At 62.7% G+C, this 18,011-nt stretch carries 16 protein-coding genes; 10 read left to right on the top strand and 6 right to left on the bottom strand.

What is annotated here, in order from left to right; translation table 11 throughout:
* Positions 1 to 203 precede the first annotated feature (203 nt).
* From AC097P_RS10345 to AC097P_RS10335, 3 genes are all read right to left on the bottom strand, one after another.
* On the bottom strand, positions 204 to 1,265 hold the full coding sequence (locus AC097P_RS10345; RefSeq protein ID WP_479610309.1) for an extracellular catalytic domain type 1 short-chain-length polyhydroxyalkanoate depolymerase: 1,062 nt from the start codon (positions 1,263 to 1,265) through the stop codon (positions 204 to 206).
* 13 nt (positions 1,266 to 1,278) lie between these two features.
* Complete coding sequence (locus tag AC097P_RS10340) at positions 1,279 to 1,650, bottom strand: hypothetical protein (RefSeq protein WP_479610308.1); 372 nt, start codon at positions 1,648 to 1,650, stop codon at positions 1,279 to 1,281.
* A gap of 130 nt (positions 1,651 to 1,780) precedes the next feature.
* Positions 1,781 to 3,679: a bifunctional protein-serine/threonine kinase/phosphatase gene (locus tag AC097P_RS10335; RefSeq protein WP_479610307.1), complete on the bottom strand. Its 1,899-nt coding sequence runs from the start codon at positions 3,677 to 3,679 to the stop codon at positions 1,781 to 1,783.
* 178 nt (positions 3,680 to 3,857) lie between these two features.
* Between AC097P_RS10335 and AC097P_RS10330 the strand changes: the two genes are divergently transcribed.
* The gene (locus tag AC097P_RS10330) at positions 3,858 to 4,301 is read left to right on the top strand and encodes a hypothetical protein (protein WP_479610306.1); all 444 of its coding nucleotides are present in this window, start codon (positions 3,858 to 3,860) and stop codon (positions 4,299 to 4,301) included.
* Between the two features lie 34 nt (positions 4,302 to 4,335).
* Here AC097P_RS10330 and AC097P_RS10325 read toward each other — a convergent pair whose 3' ends face one another.
* Positions 4,336 to 5,619, bottom strand: a complete 1,284-nt coding sequence (locus AC097P_RS10325; RefSeq protein ID WP_479610305.1) for a type IV pili methyl-accepting chemotaxis transducer N-terminal domain-containing protein — start codon at positions 5,617 to 5,619, stop codon at positions 4,336 to 4,338.
* A 307-nt stretch (positions 5,620 to 5,926) separates the two neighbouring features.
* Here AC097P_RS10325 and nirB point away from each other — a divergent pair, with 307 nt between their 5' ends.
* The 6 genes from nirB to cobA all read left to right on the top strand — a co-directional run bounded on the left by nirB (position 5,927) and on the right by cobA (position 14,337).
* Positions 5,927 to 8,371, top strand: a complete 2,445-nt coding sequence (gene nirB, locus AC097P_RS10320; protein WP_479610304.1) for a nitrite reductase large subunit NirB — start codon at positions 5,927 to 5,929, stop codon at positions 8,369 to 8,371.
* Positions 8,372 to 8,396: 25 nt separating this feature from the next.
* Positions 8,397 to 9,197: a type IV pili methyl-accepting chemotaxis transducer N-terminal domain-containing protein gene (locus AC097P_RS10315; RefSeq protein WP_479610303.1), complete on the top strand. Its 801-nt coding sequence runs from the start codon at positions 8,397 to 8,399 to the stop codon at positions 9,195 to 9,197.
* A 67-nt stretch (positions 9,198 to 9,264) separates the two neighbouring features.
* Positions 9,265 to 9,666 carry a nitrite reductase small subunit NirD gene (nirD, locus tag AC097P_RS10310; RefSeq protein WP_479610302.1) on the top strand — a complete coding sequence of 134 codons (402 nt, stop codon included), beginning with the start codon at positions 9,265 to 9,267 and terminating at the stop codon, positions 9,664 to 9,666.
* A 43-nt stretch (positions 9,667 to 9,709) separates the two neighbouring features.
* On the top strand, positions 9,710 to 12,553 hold the full coding sequence (locus tag AC097P_RS10305; RefSeq protein WP_479610301.1) for a molybdopterin-dependent oxidoreductase: 2,844 nt from the start codon (positions 9,710 to 9,712) through the stop codon (positions 12,551 to 12,553).
* A 66-nt stretch (positions 12,554 to 12,619) separates the two neighbouring features.
* A complete protein-coding gene (gene ybiB / locus AC097P_RS10300) occupies positions 12,620 to 13,528 on the top strand; it encodes a DNA-binding protein YbiB (protein WP_479610300.1) in 909 nt (302 codons plus the stop codon).
* Positions 13,525 to 14,337, top strand: coding sequence for a uroporphyrinogen-III C-methyltransferase (gene cobA / locus AC097P_RS10295; protein WP_479610299.1), 813 nt, complete (start codon positions 13,525 to 13,527; stop codon positions 14,335 to 14,337). The genes ybiB and cobA overlap by 4 nt, the downstream gene beginning before the upstream one ends.
* Positions 14,338 to 14,452: 115 nt before the next feature.
* On the opposite strand, the gene AC097P_RS10290 is transcribed toward cobA, so the two are convergent.
* The gene (locus AC097P_RS10290; protein WP_479610298.1) at positions 14,453 to 14,653 is read right to left on the bottom strand and encodes a type II toxin-antitoxin system antitoxin; all 201 of its coding nucleotides are present in this window, start codon (positions 14,651 to 14,653) and stop codon (positions 14,453 to 14,455) included.
* Between the two features lie 39 nt (positions 14,654 to 14,692).
* Positions 14,693 to 15,586, bottom strand: a complete 894-nt coding sequence (locus AC097P_RS10285) for an SPFH domain-containing protein (protein ID WP_479610297.1) — start codon at positions 15,584 to 15,586, stop codon at positions 14,693 to 14,695.
* 175 nt (positions 15,587 to 15,761) lie between these two features.
* On the opposite strand from AC097P_RS10285, the gene AC097P_RS10280 reads away from it, so the two are divergent.
* The 3 genes from AC097P_RS10280 to AC097P_RS10270 are packed head-to-tail and all read left to right on the top strand — an operon-like array spanning position 15,762 to position 17,945.
* Positions 15,762 to 17,015 carry a BaiN/RdsA family NAD(P)/FAD-dependent oxidoreductase gene (locus AC097P_RS10280; RefSeq protein ID WP_479610296.1) on the top strand — a complete coding sequence of 418 codons (1,254 nt, stop codon included), beginning with the start codon at positions 15,762 to 15,764 and terminating at the stop codon, positions 17,013 to 17,015.
* Positions 17,012 to 17,371: a hypothetical protein gene (locus AC097P_RS10275; RefSeq protein ID WP_479610295.1), complete on the top strand. Its 360-nt coding sequence runs from the start codon at positions 17,012 to 17,014 to the stop codon at positions 17,369 to 17,371. Before AC097P_RS10280 ends, AC097P_RS10275 begins: the two co-directional genes overlap by 4 nt.
* Positions 17,372 to 17,396: 25 nt before the next feature.
* The gene (locus AC097P_RS10270) at positions 17,397 to 17,945 is read left to right on the top strand and encodes a hypothetical protein (protein WP_479610294.1); all 549 of its coding nucleotides are present in this window, start codon (positions 17,397 to 17,399) and stop codon (positions 17,943 to 17,945) included.
* Positions 17,946 to 18,011 lie beyond the last annotated feature (66 nt).

Genomic DNA, 18,011 nt, shown 5'->3' with positions numbered 1-18,011 from the left:
GGTACCTATGTTCGACGAGGGCTAAAGGGATTTTTCCCTTTATGTCAATACCGTGGCGAAGAGCCATTCGCTTGCTGAATTGCCATCGCTTTATCCTTCAACACAGGCGGCAAGTCTTCCAGTGCAACCCAAGCGATGTTCCGGAGTGTTTTAAGACCCAATAATAGTTGCAGCAAGTGCACCGCTGCAATATTAATTGCTGTTTACGGTGTATGCAGCAGGGCTGGTGTCTGGAACTGTCTCTGCGCAAACGCCCAAACCATGCGCGAAGCGTCCGGCCCCTTGGGGTCCGAATACGCCTGCGACGCGCCGCCGCCGCTCCACGCGTGCCCCAGGCCATTGATTTCACTCAGCGTCACCAATAGCCGCCGTTTGGGCCCGAGCCAGTCCATCGTCGTGAACGGATAGCGATTGCCACGGCGTAACACCTTGGCCGCCTTGGGCTGCGCATGCGTGCGCGCGGCCCAGGCCTGTGCAGCGCGCATTCCGTTGGCTTTGAGCACCACATGGTCTGCACTGCCTTGTATCACCAGCAAGGCGGGTAAGACCTGCGCCACTTTGCCAGCCGTCGGTCTGCTCGCCACCCTGTAACGCCCGTGCATAGCCCCCAGTGCGGTGGCGGATGAGTTGGCAGACATGGGCTCTACCCCCGAGTGCATGACAACCGCCGCAAAACGCTGCGGAAACAGCAGTGCCACCAAGGCGGCCATGCTGGCACCAGCCGACAACCCGGCGATGGCGACGCGGCCGGGGTCTACGGCGTGCATGGAACTGGCATGGTCCAGCGCGGCGACGATGCTGGCCGCCTCGCGCTGGGCGCGCCCGTTGCGGCTGTCAAACCAGTTCCAGCACGCTTGCGCATTGGCCAGTCGGTCCTGTTCGGGGTACAAAACCATGAACCCGTATTGCGCGGCCAATCGATTCATGCGGGTGCTGGCTGCAAAATCGTTGGCGCTTTGCCCGCAACCGTGCAGCATCACGATCAGAGGGTGCTTTTTCGCTCTTGACAAGCCCGCGGGTTTAAACAGACGGTAGCGTCGCACCCCAGCCGGACCGGTCGCGATGCCCACACCCCAAACTCCCCCTGCGGACACGGCCGCGGGCCGCTTGCGTGCCACTCGGGCCTTGGTGTTGGTAGTGGTAACGCGCGCAGTGGAACGTTTCAGCGCCTTTTTTCCTTCGCTGACTGCATGGCGCATGACCCAACGGGTCTGCTGGCGGACCAGGCGCGACCACGCCTTGCTGCCGCTGGCGCGCCGGCCCATTTAGCGGTGCAACCTACACGCCGCCGCGCGCGGGCGGGGGCGTGCCACCGGGACCGGGCACCAACGCCTCGCGTCGGGCGGCGTCCAGGCCTGGGGTTGCGCGCATGTCGGTGTCGACCATGCCGGCATCCAGGTCGCGTTTGGCTTGCTGGATGATGGGGTCGGGCTCGCGTGCTACGGCGGTGGCGGCAGATTCGTCGCGCTCATGGGGCAGCGGTAGGTCGTGCCCGCCCTTAGGCGATGCAGAGCCCTGCCCCACCGGAGAATTACCCACATTGGCCGGGCCCTTGATGGGTAGCGGCTGCGCCGGGCGCGAGTCAGCGTCTTCGTAGATAGGGGTTGTGCCTGTCGCGCTGGGGGAAGAAGGAGGTTTAGTGTCGGCCATGGGAGGCAGCTTAGACCGGTCGGATCGAGCGGTCCGTTGGATGGCGCACGGAGGCAGGATTCGCCTCTACCGGCCTGAAAGATGCTACAAATTCCGTAGCTGCTTACGCTATATCCACGAGGGCTACAGCCTATTTTGGCAAAAACAAAAGCCAATAAACCAATAGCAGGTTCAGCAGCACCGACACCGCCAATCCCGCCTTCCACAGCGCCGTCGGATCGCGCTGCAGCAGCGGGGTGGCTGCCGGAGCAGACAACGGGCGTGACGCCCCGCGCTCCAGCGCCAGACGGAACTCTTCGGCGGTCTCAAAGCGCTGGCGTTTGTCGCGCGCCACAGCTTTGAGCAATACGTGGTCCAGCCAGATCGGTATCTCGGGGTTGTGGCGGCTGGGTGCCACCGGGTCTCGGTAATAGCGGCCTGACTGGTAGGGCAGCACTTCGCCATAGGGCAGCTTCCCGGTCAGCAGCTGGTACAGCGTGACACCCAGCGCGAACAGGTCGCTCTGGGCATCGGGAAGCTCGGTAGGCACATCGGTGCGCTGGCCGCCGGTGCGGGCGGTGGTCTTGCAGTTGAAGCCCCACTGCTCGGGGTTCACATAGCTGGGCGTGCCGGCGTGCAGCTCGCGCATGCTGGCGGGCTCGCGCCCGCTCAAGGCCACGCCCAGGTCCAACAGGCGCAGCACGCCGTCTTCGCCCTGGTGCAGATTGGCGGGTTTGATGTCGCGGTGTATGACACCCTGGCGGTGCAGGCGGCCCAAGGCTTTGAGCGCCTGCAGGCCCACGGCCAAGGCTTGGGGTAGCTTGAAGCGCTTTTGCTGGGCCAGCGCGTGCTGCAGCGTCTCGCCACCGTGCCAGTCGTAGACAAGGTAGAAGGCGCTGCGAGGCCGCCCGCTGGGCAGATCGGTGTGGATATGGACCAGGTTGTCCGCCGCGCGGGACGACTGCATGCGCTTGGCCAGCCAAGCCTCGTGGGCCAGCATGGCCAGCTCTTCGCGGTCGTGGGCGCGCGCGGGGTGCAGGGCCTTGATGATGTAGTGCTTGTTGGGGTCGGCAGGGGCTGTCGGGCTAGCCTGAGCGGCAGAGTGCTCCGCTCCGTGTCCCCCGCCCACCGTGTGGGCTCCTCCTTTACCTGCGCGGAGCACTCTGCCGCTCAGGCTATCCGGCAAACAGTTCGCTACCGTAGCTTGGTAAACGACGTTGATGCCGTTGTCGGCCACGGCGGCGGTGATGGTTAAGCCATCCAGCAAGTCGCCCACTTTGAGCATCGGCGGCACCGGCAAGCTCTGGGCCGCGCGGTTCTCGTCCTGCAACGTGGCGTCCAGCAGGCCCAGCACACGCACCACCAGCGCGGTCACGTTGTCTTTGCTGCCGGCCTTGAGCGCGGCGTCCAGCAGGGCCTCGCATACCGTTTGGGAGGCGGCCTGCGCGCTGTCGCCTTCTGCCAGGGCCTTCAAGCGCTTGTCGCTCAGGGAGCCGTACACGCCATCGGTCAGCAACACAAACACGTCGCCCACTTGCAGATCGCCCTGCACATAATCCACGACCACCCGGTCCTCCAGCCCCACAGCCCGCACCAGCTGGTGCTGAAAATCGGGGTGGTTGACGACGTGGTCGTGCGTGATCTGCTGGATATGCCCCCCGCGCAGCAGGTAGGCGCGCGAATCACCGACATGGGCCAGCGCGTAAGACTGGCCGCGCAGCACCACCGCCGTCAGCGTTGTCATGCCCATGGCCGGCTGGCGGCGCCTATTGATGCCGCACAGCCACGCGTTCTGGCTGGAGATGATACGGTCCAGCGCCACGGTGGCGTCCCAGGTCTCGGGTGTGCCGAAGTAGTCGCGCAGCAAACTGACCACGGTAGTCTGCGCCGCCTCCTTGCCCATGCCGCCCCGGCTGACGCCATCGGCCACGGCGGCGATTACACCCATGCCCTCCAGCCCCGGCTCGGGCATCAGCGCGCCACAAAAGTCTTCGTTGCTGTCCTTGGTGCCGGCGCTGGATGCGAAGCCGATGTCGAGTTCAAATGCCATATGCACCAAGGGTAAGCAATATCGGTGCCCGTGCATGGGGAGCTCTAGGGTGGGTATTCCCTAGTTTGGTGCATTGCAGCTTAAGGCGCGCTGTAGCAATGCCAAACGGACCTGGCCATAAAATCGTTTCGCGCGCAAAGGCTCCCGTCTTTACGTTTTCATCGAGTAACCAGCGGATATGACATCGCCAGACTTCAACCAATTCCCGCAACCCGAGTCGAACGAATCCAGCAGCGTCGATGATGCCCTTGAGGCACTTTGGAGCGCACACGATCTGGCTTCCGCAGAGGATGCGTACGACAAGTTTCTTTGGTCGATGGGAAACAATCACGCAGGTACTTTCTATCCGGTTATCTTGGCTGTCCTGCCGCAAATCGAACAAATCCTCAAAGAGGGAGGAGATTGGGCAAAGCGCGCTGCGATGGAATCACTGATCGATCTTTGCGGTTCTTTCGTCCCCGAAAACGGCCATGCGCTTTACCTCGGGTTATCAGTCCAAGAAGCGCTTCAGGCATTTGTCCATTCAATGCGCCCCCGAGTTGCGCAGTTGGTCCACGGAACGGATGCGCTCGCCCAAAGTGCAAACGATCTGCTGGAGTTAATTGATGATCAAGTCACCTAAGCATTCCTATGGTCACTCCCAATACTTCCAACATCTAGCCCCCGGTCAGCATCTGCATGCTGTGTTCGTAGTGGGCAGACAACTGCTCCAGCACCGCCAATAGACTCTCACTGGCGTCGGCAAGGCCATTCAGTTCCGCCGTTTTGGTCGCCGCCACCAGCTTCAACCAGCCAACACCCGCAGCTTCCAACGCCGTATGGATGTCCGGCGTACTCAGCGGCAGACCGTTGAGATAGGTCAACGCCTCTTCAAACGCAGCCCGCGACGCGGCCATGCCTAGGGCGCTGCGCTCCTGCAGCGGCGCATCGCCCAGCAGGGCCAGTACGGCATCCTTGGCAAAGCGCTGCGACAGCATGCGCTGGCGGCCGGCCAGGTTCAGCACGCGCAGCGGTGGCGCTGGGCTGGCGCTCTCTAACTGGGTGGTCAGGCGCTCGGCACCTTGCAGCAGGTGCTCGGCCAACGCGTCCAGCCGTGCATAGGCCGATGCCGTCGCATCAACGCCCGGGCTGGTGCGCAGCACGGGCTGCAGTTCAGACCAGGTCTTTTGCACCTGGCCCAGCAGGTCCCCATAGGTGGCGTAAGACAGGCTTTTGCCCAAGTAAGCGAGGTTGGCGTCTATGCGCTGCACGGATTCCTGCAACTGCTGCACCCACGGTGCGCCGGCATGCGGCACCGCCTGTTGCAGCACCTGCAGCGTCACCAGACGTTGCGACAGCATGCGCAGCTGGCCACAGCGGTTCACATCCTCCGCGTTGCGTGCGGACTGCACCACGTGCTGCGACACCTGGCCCAGCCGCTGGTTGGTGTGCATGGACGCGGTGCGCAGGATGTAAAAGGCGTCGTCGTCCGACAGATGCTGGGCCTGCATCAGGATGCCCTTGGCCCGTTCCACCATCTTGCGCTCTTCAAAGCGGGTGGAAATGTCAGCCAGGGCCTGGGCATGGGCCTCTGCCTGGCGAAAGCGGGCCTGGGCCAGGTGCACCAATGACCGCAGGCGCGGCGCACCATAACCGTTGACCTCGTAGCCGTGGATGCCAGATGCAATGGCGCGGTCCATATGGGCCACATCGGCATCGGCCGTGAACACAATGACGGCGCAGGGTGCCGTCTCGGCAATGGCCGCCGTGGCCTTGAACAGCGCTTCGTCGGGCACCGGCGCGTCGCAAATGAGCACATCTGGTGCATGACGCACCACTTCCTGCAGCAGCTTGGCACGGTCTTGCACCGTGGCCAGTACTTCGATACCGGCCGCAGCCAAGTCAGCCTGCAGCGGGTGGGCCGTTTTCAAACCATTCACATGGACCAGGGCAGACGTCATAAAAACACGGTTTTGAGAGGAGAAACAGGTGCCGGGCATGCAAGACGCACACCAGCCCCCAGCACCGCAGGCAACACAACAAGGGTTAACACCATGATATGGCACAGCTCTTGCGTAAACGGTTGCGGGCGTAACGGAGCGCCTTGAGCCTTAGCGATTGCACTGCGGGTTCTGCATACAACGACGTATGCACGGTTGTATTTGGTGTACCGGCCGCATGGCCGTGTCTGAACTATTTCCTTTTTCTCTTTTGTTTGGCAGGTGGCGCATCCACGTGCTGAAGGTTTCCGATACAGGAGTGGCCGCAATGAAAAAATCCAAGTTGGTAATGATAGGCAATGGCATGGCGGGCGTTCGCACGCTGGAAGAGTTGCTGAAGATTGCACCCGAGCTGTACGACATCACCGTGTTCGGGGCAGAGCCCCACCCTAACTACAACCGCATCCTGCTGTCGCCCGTGCTGGCCGGTGAGCAGACGCTGGACGAGATCGTGCTGAACTCCTGGGAGTGGTACACCGACAACCACATCACGCTGCACGCGGGTAAAAAAGTGTTTGAGGTAGACCGTGTCAAGCGCATCGTGCGCGCCGTGGACGCCAACGGCGACATCACCGAGGCGGAATACGACCGCCTGCTGCTGTGCACCGGTTCCAACCCCTTCATATTGCCTGTGCCCGGCAAGGACCTGCAAGGCGTCATCGCCTACCGCGACATTGCCGACACCAACGCCATGATCGAAGCGGCTACGCTGTACAAGAACGCTGTCGTCATCGGTGGCGGCCTGCTGGGTCTGGAAGCGGCCAACGGCTTGATGCTGCGCGGCATGGACGTGACCGTGGTGCATGTGATGCCCACGCTGATGGAACGCCAGTTGGATACCGTGGCCGGCAAGATGCTGCAGAAGTCACTGGAAGACCGGGGCCTGAAGTTCCTGATCGGCGCGCAAACACAAGGCTTAGTCGGAAATGAGAATGGACGTGTCAAAGCGATCCAGTTCAAGGACGGCACCGAAGTGGCCGCGGACCTGGTCGTCATGGCGGTCGGCATCCGCCCCAACACCGAGCTGGCCGAAAAAATGCGCCTGCACTGCAACAAGGGCATTGTGGTCAACGACACCATGCAGACCACAACCGACGCGCGCATCTACAGCGTGGGCGAATGCGCGGCCCACCGCGGCATTGCCTACGGCCTGGTGGCTCCGCTGTTTGAACAGGCCAAGGTGGCGGCCAACCACCTGGCGCAGTTCGGTATTGGTCGTTACCAAGGCTCGTTGACATCCACCAAGCTCAAGGTCACGGGTATTGATCTGTTCAGCGCGGGCGACTTCACCGGCGGTGAGGGCACCGAAGAACTGGTGATGAGCGACCCCTACGGCGGTGTCTACAAAAAGCTGGTCATCAAAGACGACAAGCTGGTCGGCGCCTGCCTGTATGGCGACACGGTGGACGGCAGCTGGTACTTCAAGCTGCTGCGCGACGGCCGCTCCATCAGCGACATCCGCGACAAGCTGATGTTTGGCGAATCGAATATTGGCGATGCCGGCCACGAAGGCCATAGCAAGGCCGCGACCATGCCCGACGATGCAGAAGTCTGCGGTTGCAACGGCGTCAACAAGGGCACCATCTGCAAGGCCATCCGCGAAAAAGGTTTGTTCACACTGGACGAGGTCAAGAAACACACCAAGGCCAGCGCCTCCTGCGGCTCCTGCACCGGGCTGGTGGAACAGATCATCATGTTCACCGCCGGCGGCGACTACTCCGCCACGCCCAAGACCAAGGCCATGTGCAGTTGCACCGACCACGGCCACCAGGGCGTGCGCGATGCGATTCGCAACAACAAGCTGCTGACGATTGCCGACACCTTCAAGTTCATGGAGTGGAAGACGCCCAATGGTTGCGCAAGCTGCCGCCCTGCCGTCAACTACTACCTGATCTCCACGTGGCCCAAGGCCGCCAAGGATGACCCGCAAAGCCGCTTCATCAACGAACGCAGCCACGCCAACATCCAGAAAGACGGCACCTACAGCGTGATCCCGCGCATGTGGGGCGGTGAGACCACAGCCAGCGAACTGCGCCGCATTGCCGACGTGGTGGACAAGTACAAGATCCCCACCGTCAAGGTGACCGGCGGTCAACGCATCGATCTGTTGGGCGTCAAGAAGGAAGACCTGCAAAACGTGTGGAAGGACATCGGCATGCCATCGGGCCATGCCTATGCCAAGGCGCTGCGCACGGTCAAGACCTGCGTGGGCTCCGAGTGGTGCCGCATGGGCACACAAGACAGCACGCAGATGGGCAAGGACCTGGAGCGTGCCATGTGGCGCATGTATGCACCGCACAAGGTCAAGTTCGCCGTGAGTGGCTGCCCGCGCAACTGCGCCGAGTCCGGCATCAAGGACGTGGGTGTCATCGGTGTGGACAGCGGCTGGGAGATGTACATCGCCGGCAACGGCGGCATCAAGACCGAGGTGGCGCACTTCTTGGTGAAGGTCAAGACCGCGGCCGAGGTGCTGGAATACACCGGCGCATTCTGCGAGCTGTACCGCCAGGAGGGTTGGTACCTGGAGCGCACCGTGCACTACGTGAACCGCGTGGGCTTGGACCATGTGAAGAAACGCATCCTGGAAGACCATGAAGGCCGCAAGGCACTGTGGGAGCAGTTGCAGTTTGCGCTGGAGGGTGAGCCCGATCCGTGGTTCGACTTCCAGGAGGCTTCTGTCGACACGCGCCAGTTCACCGCCCTGCCCGTTTGAACTTGCCAACGCAAGAGTGCACGCCATGAATCCCACACTGTTCACGCGCAGAACCCTGCTGCTGGCCGGCGCGGGCCTGCCACTGCTCAGCGCCCAGGCGCAGGTGCACGACATGGGCGACGCCATCAACAAGGCCGGCCGCCAGCGCATGCTGAGCCAGCGCATGGGCAAGGCCTGGCTGGCGCTCGTCCACGGAGTCGAGAAGCCCATGGCCCAGCAGGTGCTGGACAAATCGCTGGCGCTGTTTGACCGTCAGTTGGTGGAACTCAAGGCTTTCGCCGCGTCCAGCGACATTGCAGCCACCTACAGCAAACTGGAGGCGTCGTGGAGCAGCTACAAGGCGGCGCTGGTCGGCAACGCTCCCTCGCGCGACAGCGCGGCCATCATGCTGCAGCTCAACGCTAGCGTGCTGGCGCTGGCCCACCAGGGCACGCAGCAGTTTGAAGCAGCCCAGGGCAAACCTAATGGCAAGCTGGTCAACGTTGCCGGGCGGCAGCGCATGCTGAGCCAGCGCATGGCTATGTACTACCTGGCCGCCCGCCTGCCGGTGGAGGAGCCAGTAGCCGCCGCGGAGATCAACAAGGCGCGCGGCGAATTTGTAACCGCCTTGGCCTTTTTACGCAATGCGCCGCAATCCACATCACCCATCCAGGAACAATTGCAACTGGCCGAGGGCCAATGGGTGTTCTTTGACGCGGCGCTGAAACGCAGCGCAGCCGCAGACGCGGGCTCCACCCGCGCCCTGAGCGAGATCTTCATGGCCAGCGAGAACCTGCTGTCAGTAATGGACCGGGTGACCGACATGTATTCGGCACTGAAGACCTAAACCATATGAGAAACCAGGCTGCAGCCCTCGCGGGCCGTGCGTAAGCAGCTATAAAAGGAATAGCAAAATGAACGAGTGGACCCCAATTTGCCAAGTCGAAGACATCCCCGTGCTGGGCGCGCGCCGCGTAGCCCGCAGCCGGGGCCTGGACGTGGCGGTGTTCCGCAACGATGCGGGTGAGGTATTTGCGCTACTGGACCGTTGCCCGCACAAAGGCGGCCCCTTGAGCCAGGGCATTGTGTTTGGCACCAGCGTGGCCTGCCCGCTGCACAACTGGACCATCGGCCTGTGCGATGGCCAGGCATCTGCGCCCGACGAAGGTTGCACGCCGAAGTTTGCGGTGCAGGTGGTGGACGGCCAGGTCTCGCTGAAGACGGCCGAGCTGGCTGGCCACGCGCTTGACCAGACGCGTCCCATAGCAGGTCCCAAAAACGGTCGCCTGGCCAACGCCGAAGCTCAATCTGCCTAGGCAACCCGCTTAAGCAACAGCCACAGCGCCATCCGCAGCACCCATGACGGTCACCCTAGAAACCAAATCGACCTGTCCCTACTGTGGGGTGGGGTGTGGCGTCATCATTGAATCAACGGGCAGCCAGATCACCGGCGTGCGCGGCGACCCGGACCACCCGGCCAACTTCGGGCGGCTGTGCACCAAGGGTTCCACACTGCACCTGACGGCCAGCGCCGCGGTGACAATGCAAACACGCCTGCTGCAACCCATGCAGCGCCTGCAACGCAACGCCGCACCGCAGCCCATCAGCTGGGATGCGGCCCTGAACCGTGCCAGCGAAGCCTTTGCCCGCACCATCCGCGAGCATGGACCGGACGCCGTGGGCTTCTACGTGTCGGGCCAGTTGCTGACTGAAGACTATTACGTCTTCAACAAGCTGGCCAAGGGCCTGATAGGCACCAACAACATCGACACCAACTCGCGCCTGTGCATGAGCAGCGCCGTGGCTGGCTACAAGCAGACGCTGGGGGCCGATGCACCGCCGGCTTGCTATGACGATGTCAACCACGCGCAGTGCATCTTTATCACCGGCTCCAACACAGCGTTTGCGCACCCCATCCTGTTCCGGCGCATCGAGGATGCCAAAAAGGCCAACCCGCGGCTGAAGATCATCGTCTGCGACCCGCGCGCTACCGACACGGCCAGCATCGCCGATCTGCATCTGGCGATACAGCCCGGTACCGATGTCATGCTGTTCAACGGCATGCTGCACGTCATGGCGTGGGAGGGTTGGCTGGACCAGGCGTTCATAGATCAGCACACCTCCGGCTTCGACGCGCTGAAGGCCACGGTGCGCGACTACACACCCGACACGGTGGCCCAAGCCTGTGGCATCAGCAAAGAGGCGCTGCTGCAGGCCACACGGCTGTTTGCAGGTGTGCAAAGTGGCGGCGCACTCCGCACGCCCACACTGAGCCTGTACTGCCAGGGCCTCAACCAATCCAGCAGCGGCACGGCCAAGAACGCTGCGCTGATCAACCTGCACCTGGCCACGGGCCAGATCGGCAAGCCCGGCGCCGGCCCGTTCTCGCTGACCGGCCAGCCCAATGCCATGGGCGGGCGCGAGGTGGGTGGCCTTGCCAATCTGATCAGCGCCCACCGCGACATGGCCAACCCCGCGCACCGCGCCGAAGTGGCCGCGCTGTGGGGCGTGCCATCGGTACCCGACAAGCCTGGCAAGACGGCGGTGGACATGTTCCAGGCCGCGGCCGATGGCGAGATAAAGGCGCTGTGGATCGCCTGCACCAACCCGGCCCAGAGCATGCCGGACCAGGCCACCGTGCGCCGCGCTCTGGAGCGCTGTGAACTGGTCATCGTGCAGGAAGCCTTCTCCACCACAGCCACCGCGCGCTACGCCGACCTGCTGCTGCCCGCCACCACCTGGGGCGAGAAGGAAGGCACGGTCACCAACAGCGAACGCCGCATCAGCCGCGTGCGCGCCGCCGTGCCGGCGCCAGGGCCACTGGACAACGGACCACGCCACGATTGGTCCATCGCCGTGGACTTTGCCCAGCGGCTCGAAGCCCTGCTGTCGCCATCCAAACCCACGCTCTTCCCCTACCCTACGCCCGAATCGGTGTGGAACGAGCACCGCGAATCCACCCGCGGCCAGGACTTGGACATCACCGGCATGTCCTACGCGATGCTGGACGCCCGTGGTCCGCAGCAATGGCCGCTGCTCGCCGGCGAAGCCACCGGCAAAACCCGCTTGTACGAAGACGGCATCTTCCCCACTGCAGATGGCAAAGCCAGGTTCGCCAACACCGAATACAAACCCGTGGCCGAGCCACGCGAGGTCCGCTACCCGCTATCGCTGACGACTGGCCGCCTGCGTGACCAGTGGCACGGCATGAGCCGCACCGGCACGCTGGGCCGCCTGTTCGGCCACGTGGCCGAGCCATGCATTGAGATGAACGCGCAAGACATGGAACGCCGCCAACTCAAAGACGGTGATCTGGTGCATGTGACCGGCAAACGCGGCTCCATCGTCGTGCCGGCGGTTGCCAGCGCCTCGTTGGCACCGCAGCAAACCTTTATGGCCATGCACTGGGGCGAAGAGTTTTTGAGTGGTGCCAGCAACAGCGGCGAACGGCTGGCAGGCGTCAACGCGCTGACCAACCCGGCTTACTGCCCCACGTCCAAACAACCCGAGTTCAAACACGCCGCCATAAAGGTGCTGAAGGCCGAACTGCCGTGGTCGCTGTTGGGCATTGCCTGGCTGCCTGACGATGTGGCACTGCAGGCCCGCGAGGCGCTGAAGGAATTGATGGGTCAGTTTGCATTCGCCAGCTGCACGCCTTTTGGCCGCGAGCGCAGCGGGCTGCTGTTCCGCGCCGCTGCGTACGAGACGCCGGATGACGCCGTCGTAGCCCGTATCGAGGCGCTGCTGGGCATGGACGGCGCGCATGTGCTGCGCTATGCCGACAAAAAGCGCGGCCAGCGTCGTGCCGTGCAACTGGTGCCCGCAACAGGCGCGGGTGATGGCAAGGGTGAAACCCGGCTCAACGCATTCCTGCTGGCCGGTGACACCAGCGCACAAAGCTGGATCAAGACCCTGCTGCAAGACGAGCTGCCTGCCCAGGCCTATGGGCGCATGCTTCTGGTGCCGGGCGCCAAGCCGCCAGTGGCAGTGCAGTCACGCGGTAAACAGATCTGCACCTGCTTCAATGTGACCGATGCTGATATATCCACACAACTGGCCCAGTGCAAAGGCAACGAAGACCAGCGACTGGGCCAGCTACAGGCTGCGTTGAAGTGCGGTACGAATTGCGGATCGTGTCTCCCGGAAGTCAAACGCATCGTGCGTATGGCCATGCCTGCGCGCAACCCTGCGCTGCAGCCATAGTCCAAGTGCAGCGACAACGCGCCACCGGGCGGCTTGAAGGCAAGTTCAAGTTCTTACAATGACAGCATGGGCATCGCACACTACATCAAAGAAATTGGCCGCGGCAGCCAGGGCGCCCGGCCACTGAGCCGTGAGCAGGCAGCCGATCTGTTTGGCCAGGTGCTCGACGGCGCGGTGACCGATCTGGAAGTGGGCGCCTTCTGCCTGGCGATGCGCATCAAGGGCGAGACCGCGCAAGAGATGGCGGGTTTTCTGGACGCCACCCACCAGCGCCTGCACCGCCTGCCGGCCAGCACCACACGCCCCACCGTCGTCATCCCCAGCTACAACGGTGCGCGCAAGCTGCCGGTGCTGACCCCGCTGCTGGCGCTACTGCTGGCCCGCGAAGGTCTGCCGGTGCTGGTGCACGGCACGGCCACCGAATCACGCCGTGTCTATACGTCAGAAGTGCTGCTAGCCCTCGCCATTCCTGCGCAGGAAGCTATTGAATCCATAGCACCGGGCACGGTGACCTTTGTTCCTACTGCGCTGCTGCACGGCGGCCTGCAGCGCCTGCTGGATGTGCGCCGCGTGGTCGGCCTGCGCAATCCTGCGCACAGCCTGGTCAAGCTGATGAGCCCGGTCGAAGGCAGGAGCCTGCTGGTCAGCAGCTACACGCATCCCGAATACGCGGTGTCGATGGCCGAAACATTGACCGTGGTGAACGGCAACGCGCTGCTGCTGCGCGGCACCGAGGGCGAGGCCGTGGCCGACCCCCGGCGCACGCCCAAGATGCAAGGTTTCATCAACGGCCAGATCGTCGACCGCCAGGACCACCAGGACGGCACACTGACCCGCCTGCCCGATCTGCCACCGGGCCTGGACGCCGCCAGCACCGCCGCCTATATCCGCAGTGTGATGGACGGCGCCCTGCCCGTGCCGACGCCGATTGCACAGCAAGTGGCCCATATATTGCATCTGGTGGATTTACTATGACGATAACGAAACACGATTTATCCAGCTCCAGCGCACGCGGCCACGTCACCCTGGTGGGCGCTGGCCCTGGCGACCCCGAGCTGCTGACGATCAAAGCGCTGAAGGCCATCCAGCAGGCCACCGTGGTACTGGTCGATGACCTGGTGAACGAGGCCATCGTCGCGTTTGCACAGCCGACCGCTCGCATCGTCTACGTGGGCAAACGCGGCGGTTGCAAATCGACACCCCAGTCCTTTATCGAGAAGCTGATGATCACGGCCGCGCTCGAAGGTGAAAACGTCGTGCGCCTCAAGGGCGGCGACCCGTTCATCTTCGGCCGTGGCGGTGAAGAGATGGAAGCCCTGCAAGCCGCTGGCATACGCATCAGCGTCATCAACGGGATCACGGCAGGTATTGCCGCTGTGTCGTCACTGGGCGTGCCACTGACGCACCGCGAGTACGCGCATGGCGTGGTGTTTGTCACCGGCCACGCCAAGCCAGGCTCAGCCGGTACCGACTGGCGCGCATTGGCCAACACCGCACGCCAGGCCAAGCTGACGCTGGTGGTCTACATGGGTGTCAGCGGTGCGGCGACCATCCAAAGTGAATTGATGCACGGATTGCCGGGCGACACGCCGGTGGCCGTCATCCAGAACGCCAGCCTGCCTGCCCAGCGCCAGGCGGTGTGCACATTGGCTGAGCTGGAGTCGACCATTGCCCGCGAGCAACTGGCCAGTCCCAGCGTGATCGTCATCGGTGATGTGCTGCAAGGTCTGCTGGCTTCGGGCCTGGAGGCTGGCCAACTGCCACTGAAACACCGGGCTGCATGACCCGGGAAGAAGAAGCGCACTAGGGGTCTGGGCGGCAAAGCGTTTTGCGCAGGTAAAGGAGGAGACCGCGTAGCGGGCGGGGGACACGGAGCAAAACGCTTTGCCGCCCAGACTCCTACGAACTGCTGCTGTCGTCCTCGCCGTTGGGCTTTGCCCCCGGAGTTTGCCCACCCACGCGCGCCCGAACGGCCTCCCGAAGCAGGTACTCCACCTGCGCATTCACACTGCGCAATTCCGCCGCGGCCAGGCGCTCGATCTGCGCCCATAGCACGGGGTCTATGCGCAACGCGAACGATTTCTTATCGGGACTGGCCATGGAGGATGGAAGTCTACAAACAACCGGGTGACTACAGCCTCAGTTGTACAAGGTTCCGGTATTGACCACGGGCTGGGCGTCGTGGTCCGAGCACAGTACCACCAACAGATTGGTCACCATCGCAGCCTTGCGTTCGTCGTCCAGAGCCACGAGGCCGCGCTCCTGCAGGCCAGTCAGGGCTAGCTCCACCATGCCCACTGCCCCCTGCACGATCAAACTGCGCGCCGCAATGATGGCCTGGGCCTGCTGGCGGCGCAGCATGGCGCCGGCGATCTCGGGCGCGTAGGCCAGGTGCGTCAGTTTGGCATCCACGACGACGACACCGGCCAGCGAAAAGCGCTCCTGCAACTCATCCACCAAGGCTTCGCCCACCTGCTCTCCGCCGGAGCGCAGCGTGACCTCTTTGTGCACTGCTCCGGCCGTGTCATCCAGGTTGTCGTAGGCGTAGGTGGATGCCAAGTGCCGCACTGCTGCCTCGGCCTGCGTGAACACGTAGGACTCGAAATCTTCAACGTCAAAGCTGGCCCGTGCCGTATCGCTGACGCGCCAGACGATGGCCGCGGCGATTTCGATCGGGTTGCCGCGCAGATCATTGACCTTGAGCTTTTCGCTGTTGAAGTTGCGCGCCCGGGTCGAGACCTTGCTGCGGCTCAGAAACGGGTTGGCCCAGCGCAGGCCTTCGTTGCGGTCGGTACCGCGGTAGCTGCCAAACAACTTGAGCACTGCCGCCTGGTTGGGGTTCAGCGTGTACAGACCCGACAAAAACCACAACCCGGCTACCACGGCGATTCCTGCCAGTACCAGGGTTGTCAAACCGGGCGCGCGGGTGACCAGAACCGCGGCCAGCCCTAGCAACCCCAAGCCCCCCAACACCGCCACAAATCCATTGGCCGTTGTCGCTACATATTCGTCAGACGCTTTTTTATCCACCATGTCATTCCCCTAAAGTGTTGCTCCAACCATGGGGCTGGAGCTGCTTTGACCGATTCAAACCGATGAAAGTGAAATCAAAGTGATATCACTATAGTAGCATCTCTTCGCTTACGCAACCCCCGCCCTACACTAGCCACTCCCCAAAACACAGGAGGCCGGTCGGCACCAGAAACCCATGCATAGTTTTGACGTTGTCATTGTGGGCGCGGGCGCGGCCGGTCTGTTTTGCGCCGGGGTCGCCGGCCAACTCGGCCTGAAGGTGCTGGTGGTGGACCATAGCGAAAAGGTGGCGGACAAGATCCGTATTTCGGGCGGTGGGCGCTGCAACTTCACGAACCGCGACGTGGGGCCCAACAACTTCATCAGCGACAACCCGCGTTTCTGCCGCTCGGCGCTATCGCGCTACCCGTCGCGCGACTTCATTGCACTGGTGGAAAAACACGGCATCGCCTTCCACGAGAAGCACAAGGGCCAGCTGTTTTGCGACCACTCGGCTGATGACATCATCCAGATGCTGCTGGCCGAATGCACGGCATCTGGCAACGTCACGCGCTGGCAGCCGTGCGCCGTGACTTCCATACGCTTTTCCGCCTCTAGCCCTCGTGGGACTAGCGTAAGCAGCTATGAAATTGATAGTGCCCGTGGGACTGTCCACTGCGGGGCCATCGTCGTCGCCACCGGCGGCCTGTCCATTCCTAAGATGGGCGCCACCGATTTTGGCTACCGCGTGGCCAAACAGTTTGGTCTGCCCCAGGTGACGCCGCGCCCGGCGCTGGTACCACTGACATTTGACGAGGCGGCCTGGGCGCCATTTGCACAGCTCTCCGGCTTGTCATTGCCAGTCAAGATTGAAACGGGCAGCAAGAAGGAGAAGGTCAGCTTCATGGAGGACCTGCTGTTCACGCACCGCGGCCTGAGCGGGCCTGGCGTGCTGCAGATCTCCAGCTACTGGCAGCCCGGCACGCCGATCCGCCTGAATCTCGCGCCCGACACCAACATCGCCGAGCGCCTGAGCCACGCCAAGGCCACAACATCGCGCAAACTGATCGCCAACGAGCTGGCAACCCTCGTGCCGTCCCGCCTGGCCGACACTTGGGTGGCCCAAGGCGCTGCGCTGGGCCACAACTGGGCACGCCCTATCAACGAGGCATCGGATAAAGCGCTTACCGCGTTGGCCGAGCGCCTGAGCCAGTGGGAACTGGGCCCCATCGGCACCGAAGGCTACAAAAAAGCCGAGGTGACCGCCGGTGGCGTGGACACCCGCGCCCTGTCGTCCCAAACCATGGAGGCCACCCAACAACCCGGCCTCTATTTCATTGGTGAGGTAGTAGACGTAACCGGGTGGCTGGGCGGCTACAACTTCCAATGGGCATGGGCCAGCGGGTTCGCATGCGCGCAGGGGTTGGCGGCGCGCATAATCCGTCCATGAACAAGTGCCCCCACTGCGGCAACGCCACCATCGGCACCTGGGCGAAGTGGAGAGCCAGCCAGTTTCGCCCGGCGCGCTGCAGCACCTGCCATGGCCAAAGCTTTGTTCCGCATGCGGTCTCCGGCGGCATATTGGTGGGTTCGATCTTGCTGCTGGCGATGGCCGGCTTTGCGAGCAGTGCGTTGCAGGACGCTAGTGTGCTTCTTGCCGGAGCCATTGCATCTTTAGCTTTTTACGCATGGCGCTGGGCATGTGCGTCGCTCACTGGAACAGGCAAATCAACCGTAGATGCGATCGCCAAGCGTAATACGCAGATCACGGCTATGGGGCTGCTGATTGCCGCGCTGTTTAACTAAATCACAGCAGAGCACGGTGGCATTTATGAAGAAGAGCGTAGTACTTCTGGTGCTCTGGTTCTTACAGAGCCTGGCCTTTGCTGGGATTTTTCAGTCATTTGCGCTGTCGGACGATCGAACCGCCTTGCACATTCAATCGTCGGACGGCACGCGCGCGCCGGCACCACAGTACGCAGATCAGGTCGGTTTCAGTGAACCTCAGATTTCCGCTGACGGAAAATACATCGGCTGGCTTGCGCTGTACCCCAACTGCTGTACGTCTTACCCCGTCCCCCTGGGCCTAGTTGTGCTGGATGCGACTGGGCAGTTGCACAGCTTTGACGGTGTCAAACTTGCAATGTTTAACTGGTGCTTTCTCCCAAATTCCGCAGAGGTGGCCTACTCACAAACAACGGTGCACGGCAGCTATCTCGAACACTTTGAGCGCCGCGCCATCGCTGACGGGAAACTGCTGGCCCAATACGTGTATCCGCACGAGGATGATGCAAACACGCTTGCACGCAAGCGTGCGCCGAGATGGGTGCAATGTGTTTCTGATCCGTCTCCAGCCCATGTCAAAAGCCATGCGCACTGATGGATGCCAATCGGTAGGGCTTGTTGCAAACTGGGTCGGTGAACGCCAATGTCGAATAAAGTTACC

The organism is Rhodoferax sp. ZS1R8, assembly GCF_056521325.1.
Note: the sequence above shows the minus strand (reverse complement) of the source record. Positions and strands in the feature narration are given on the sequence as shown.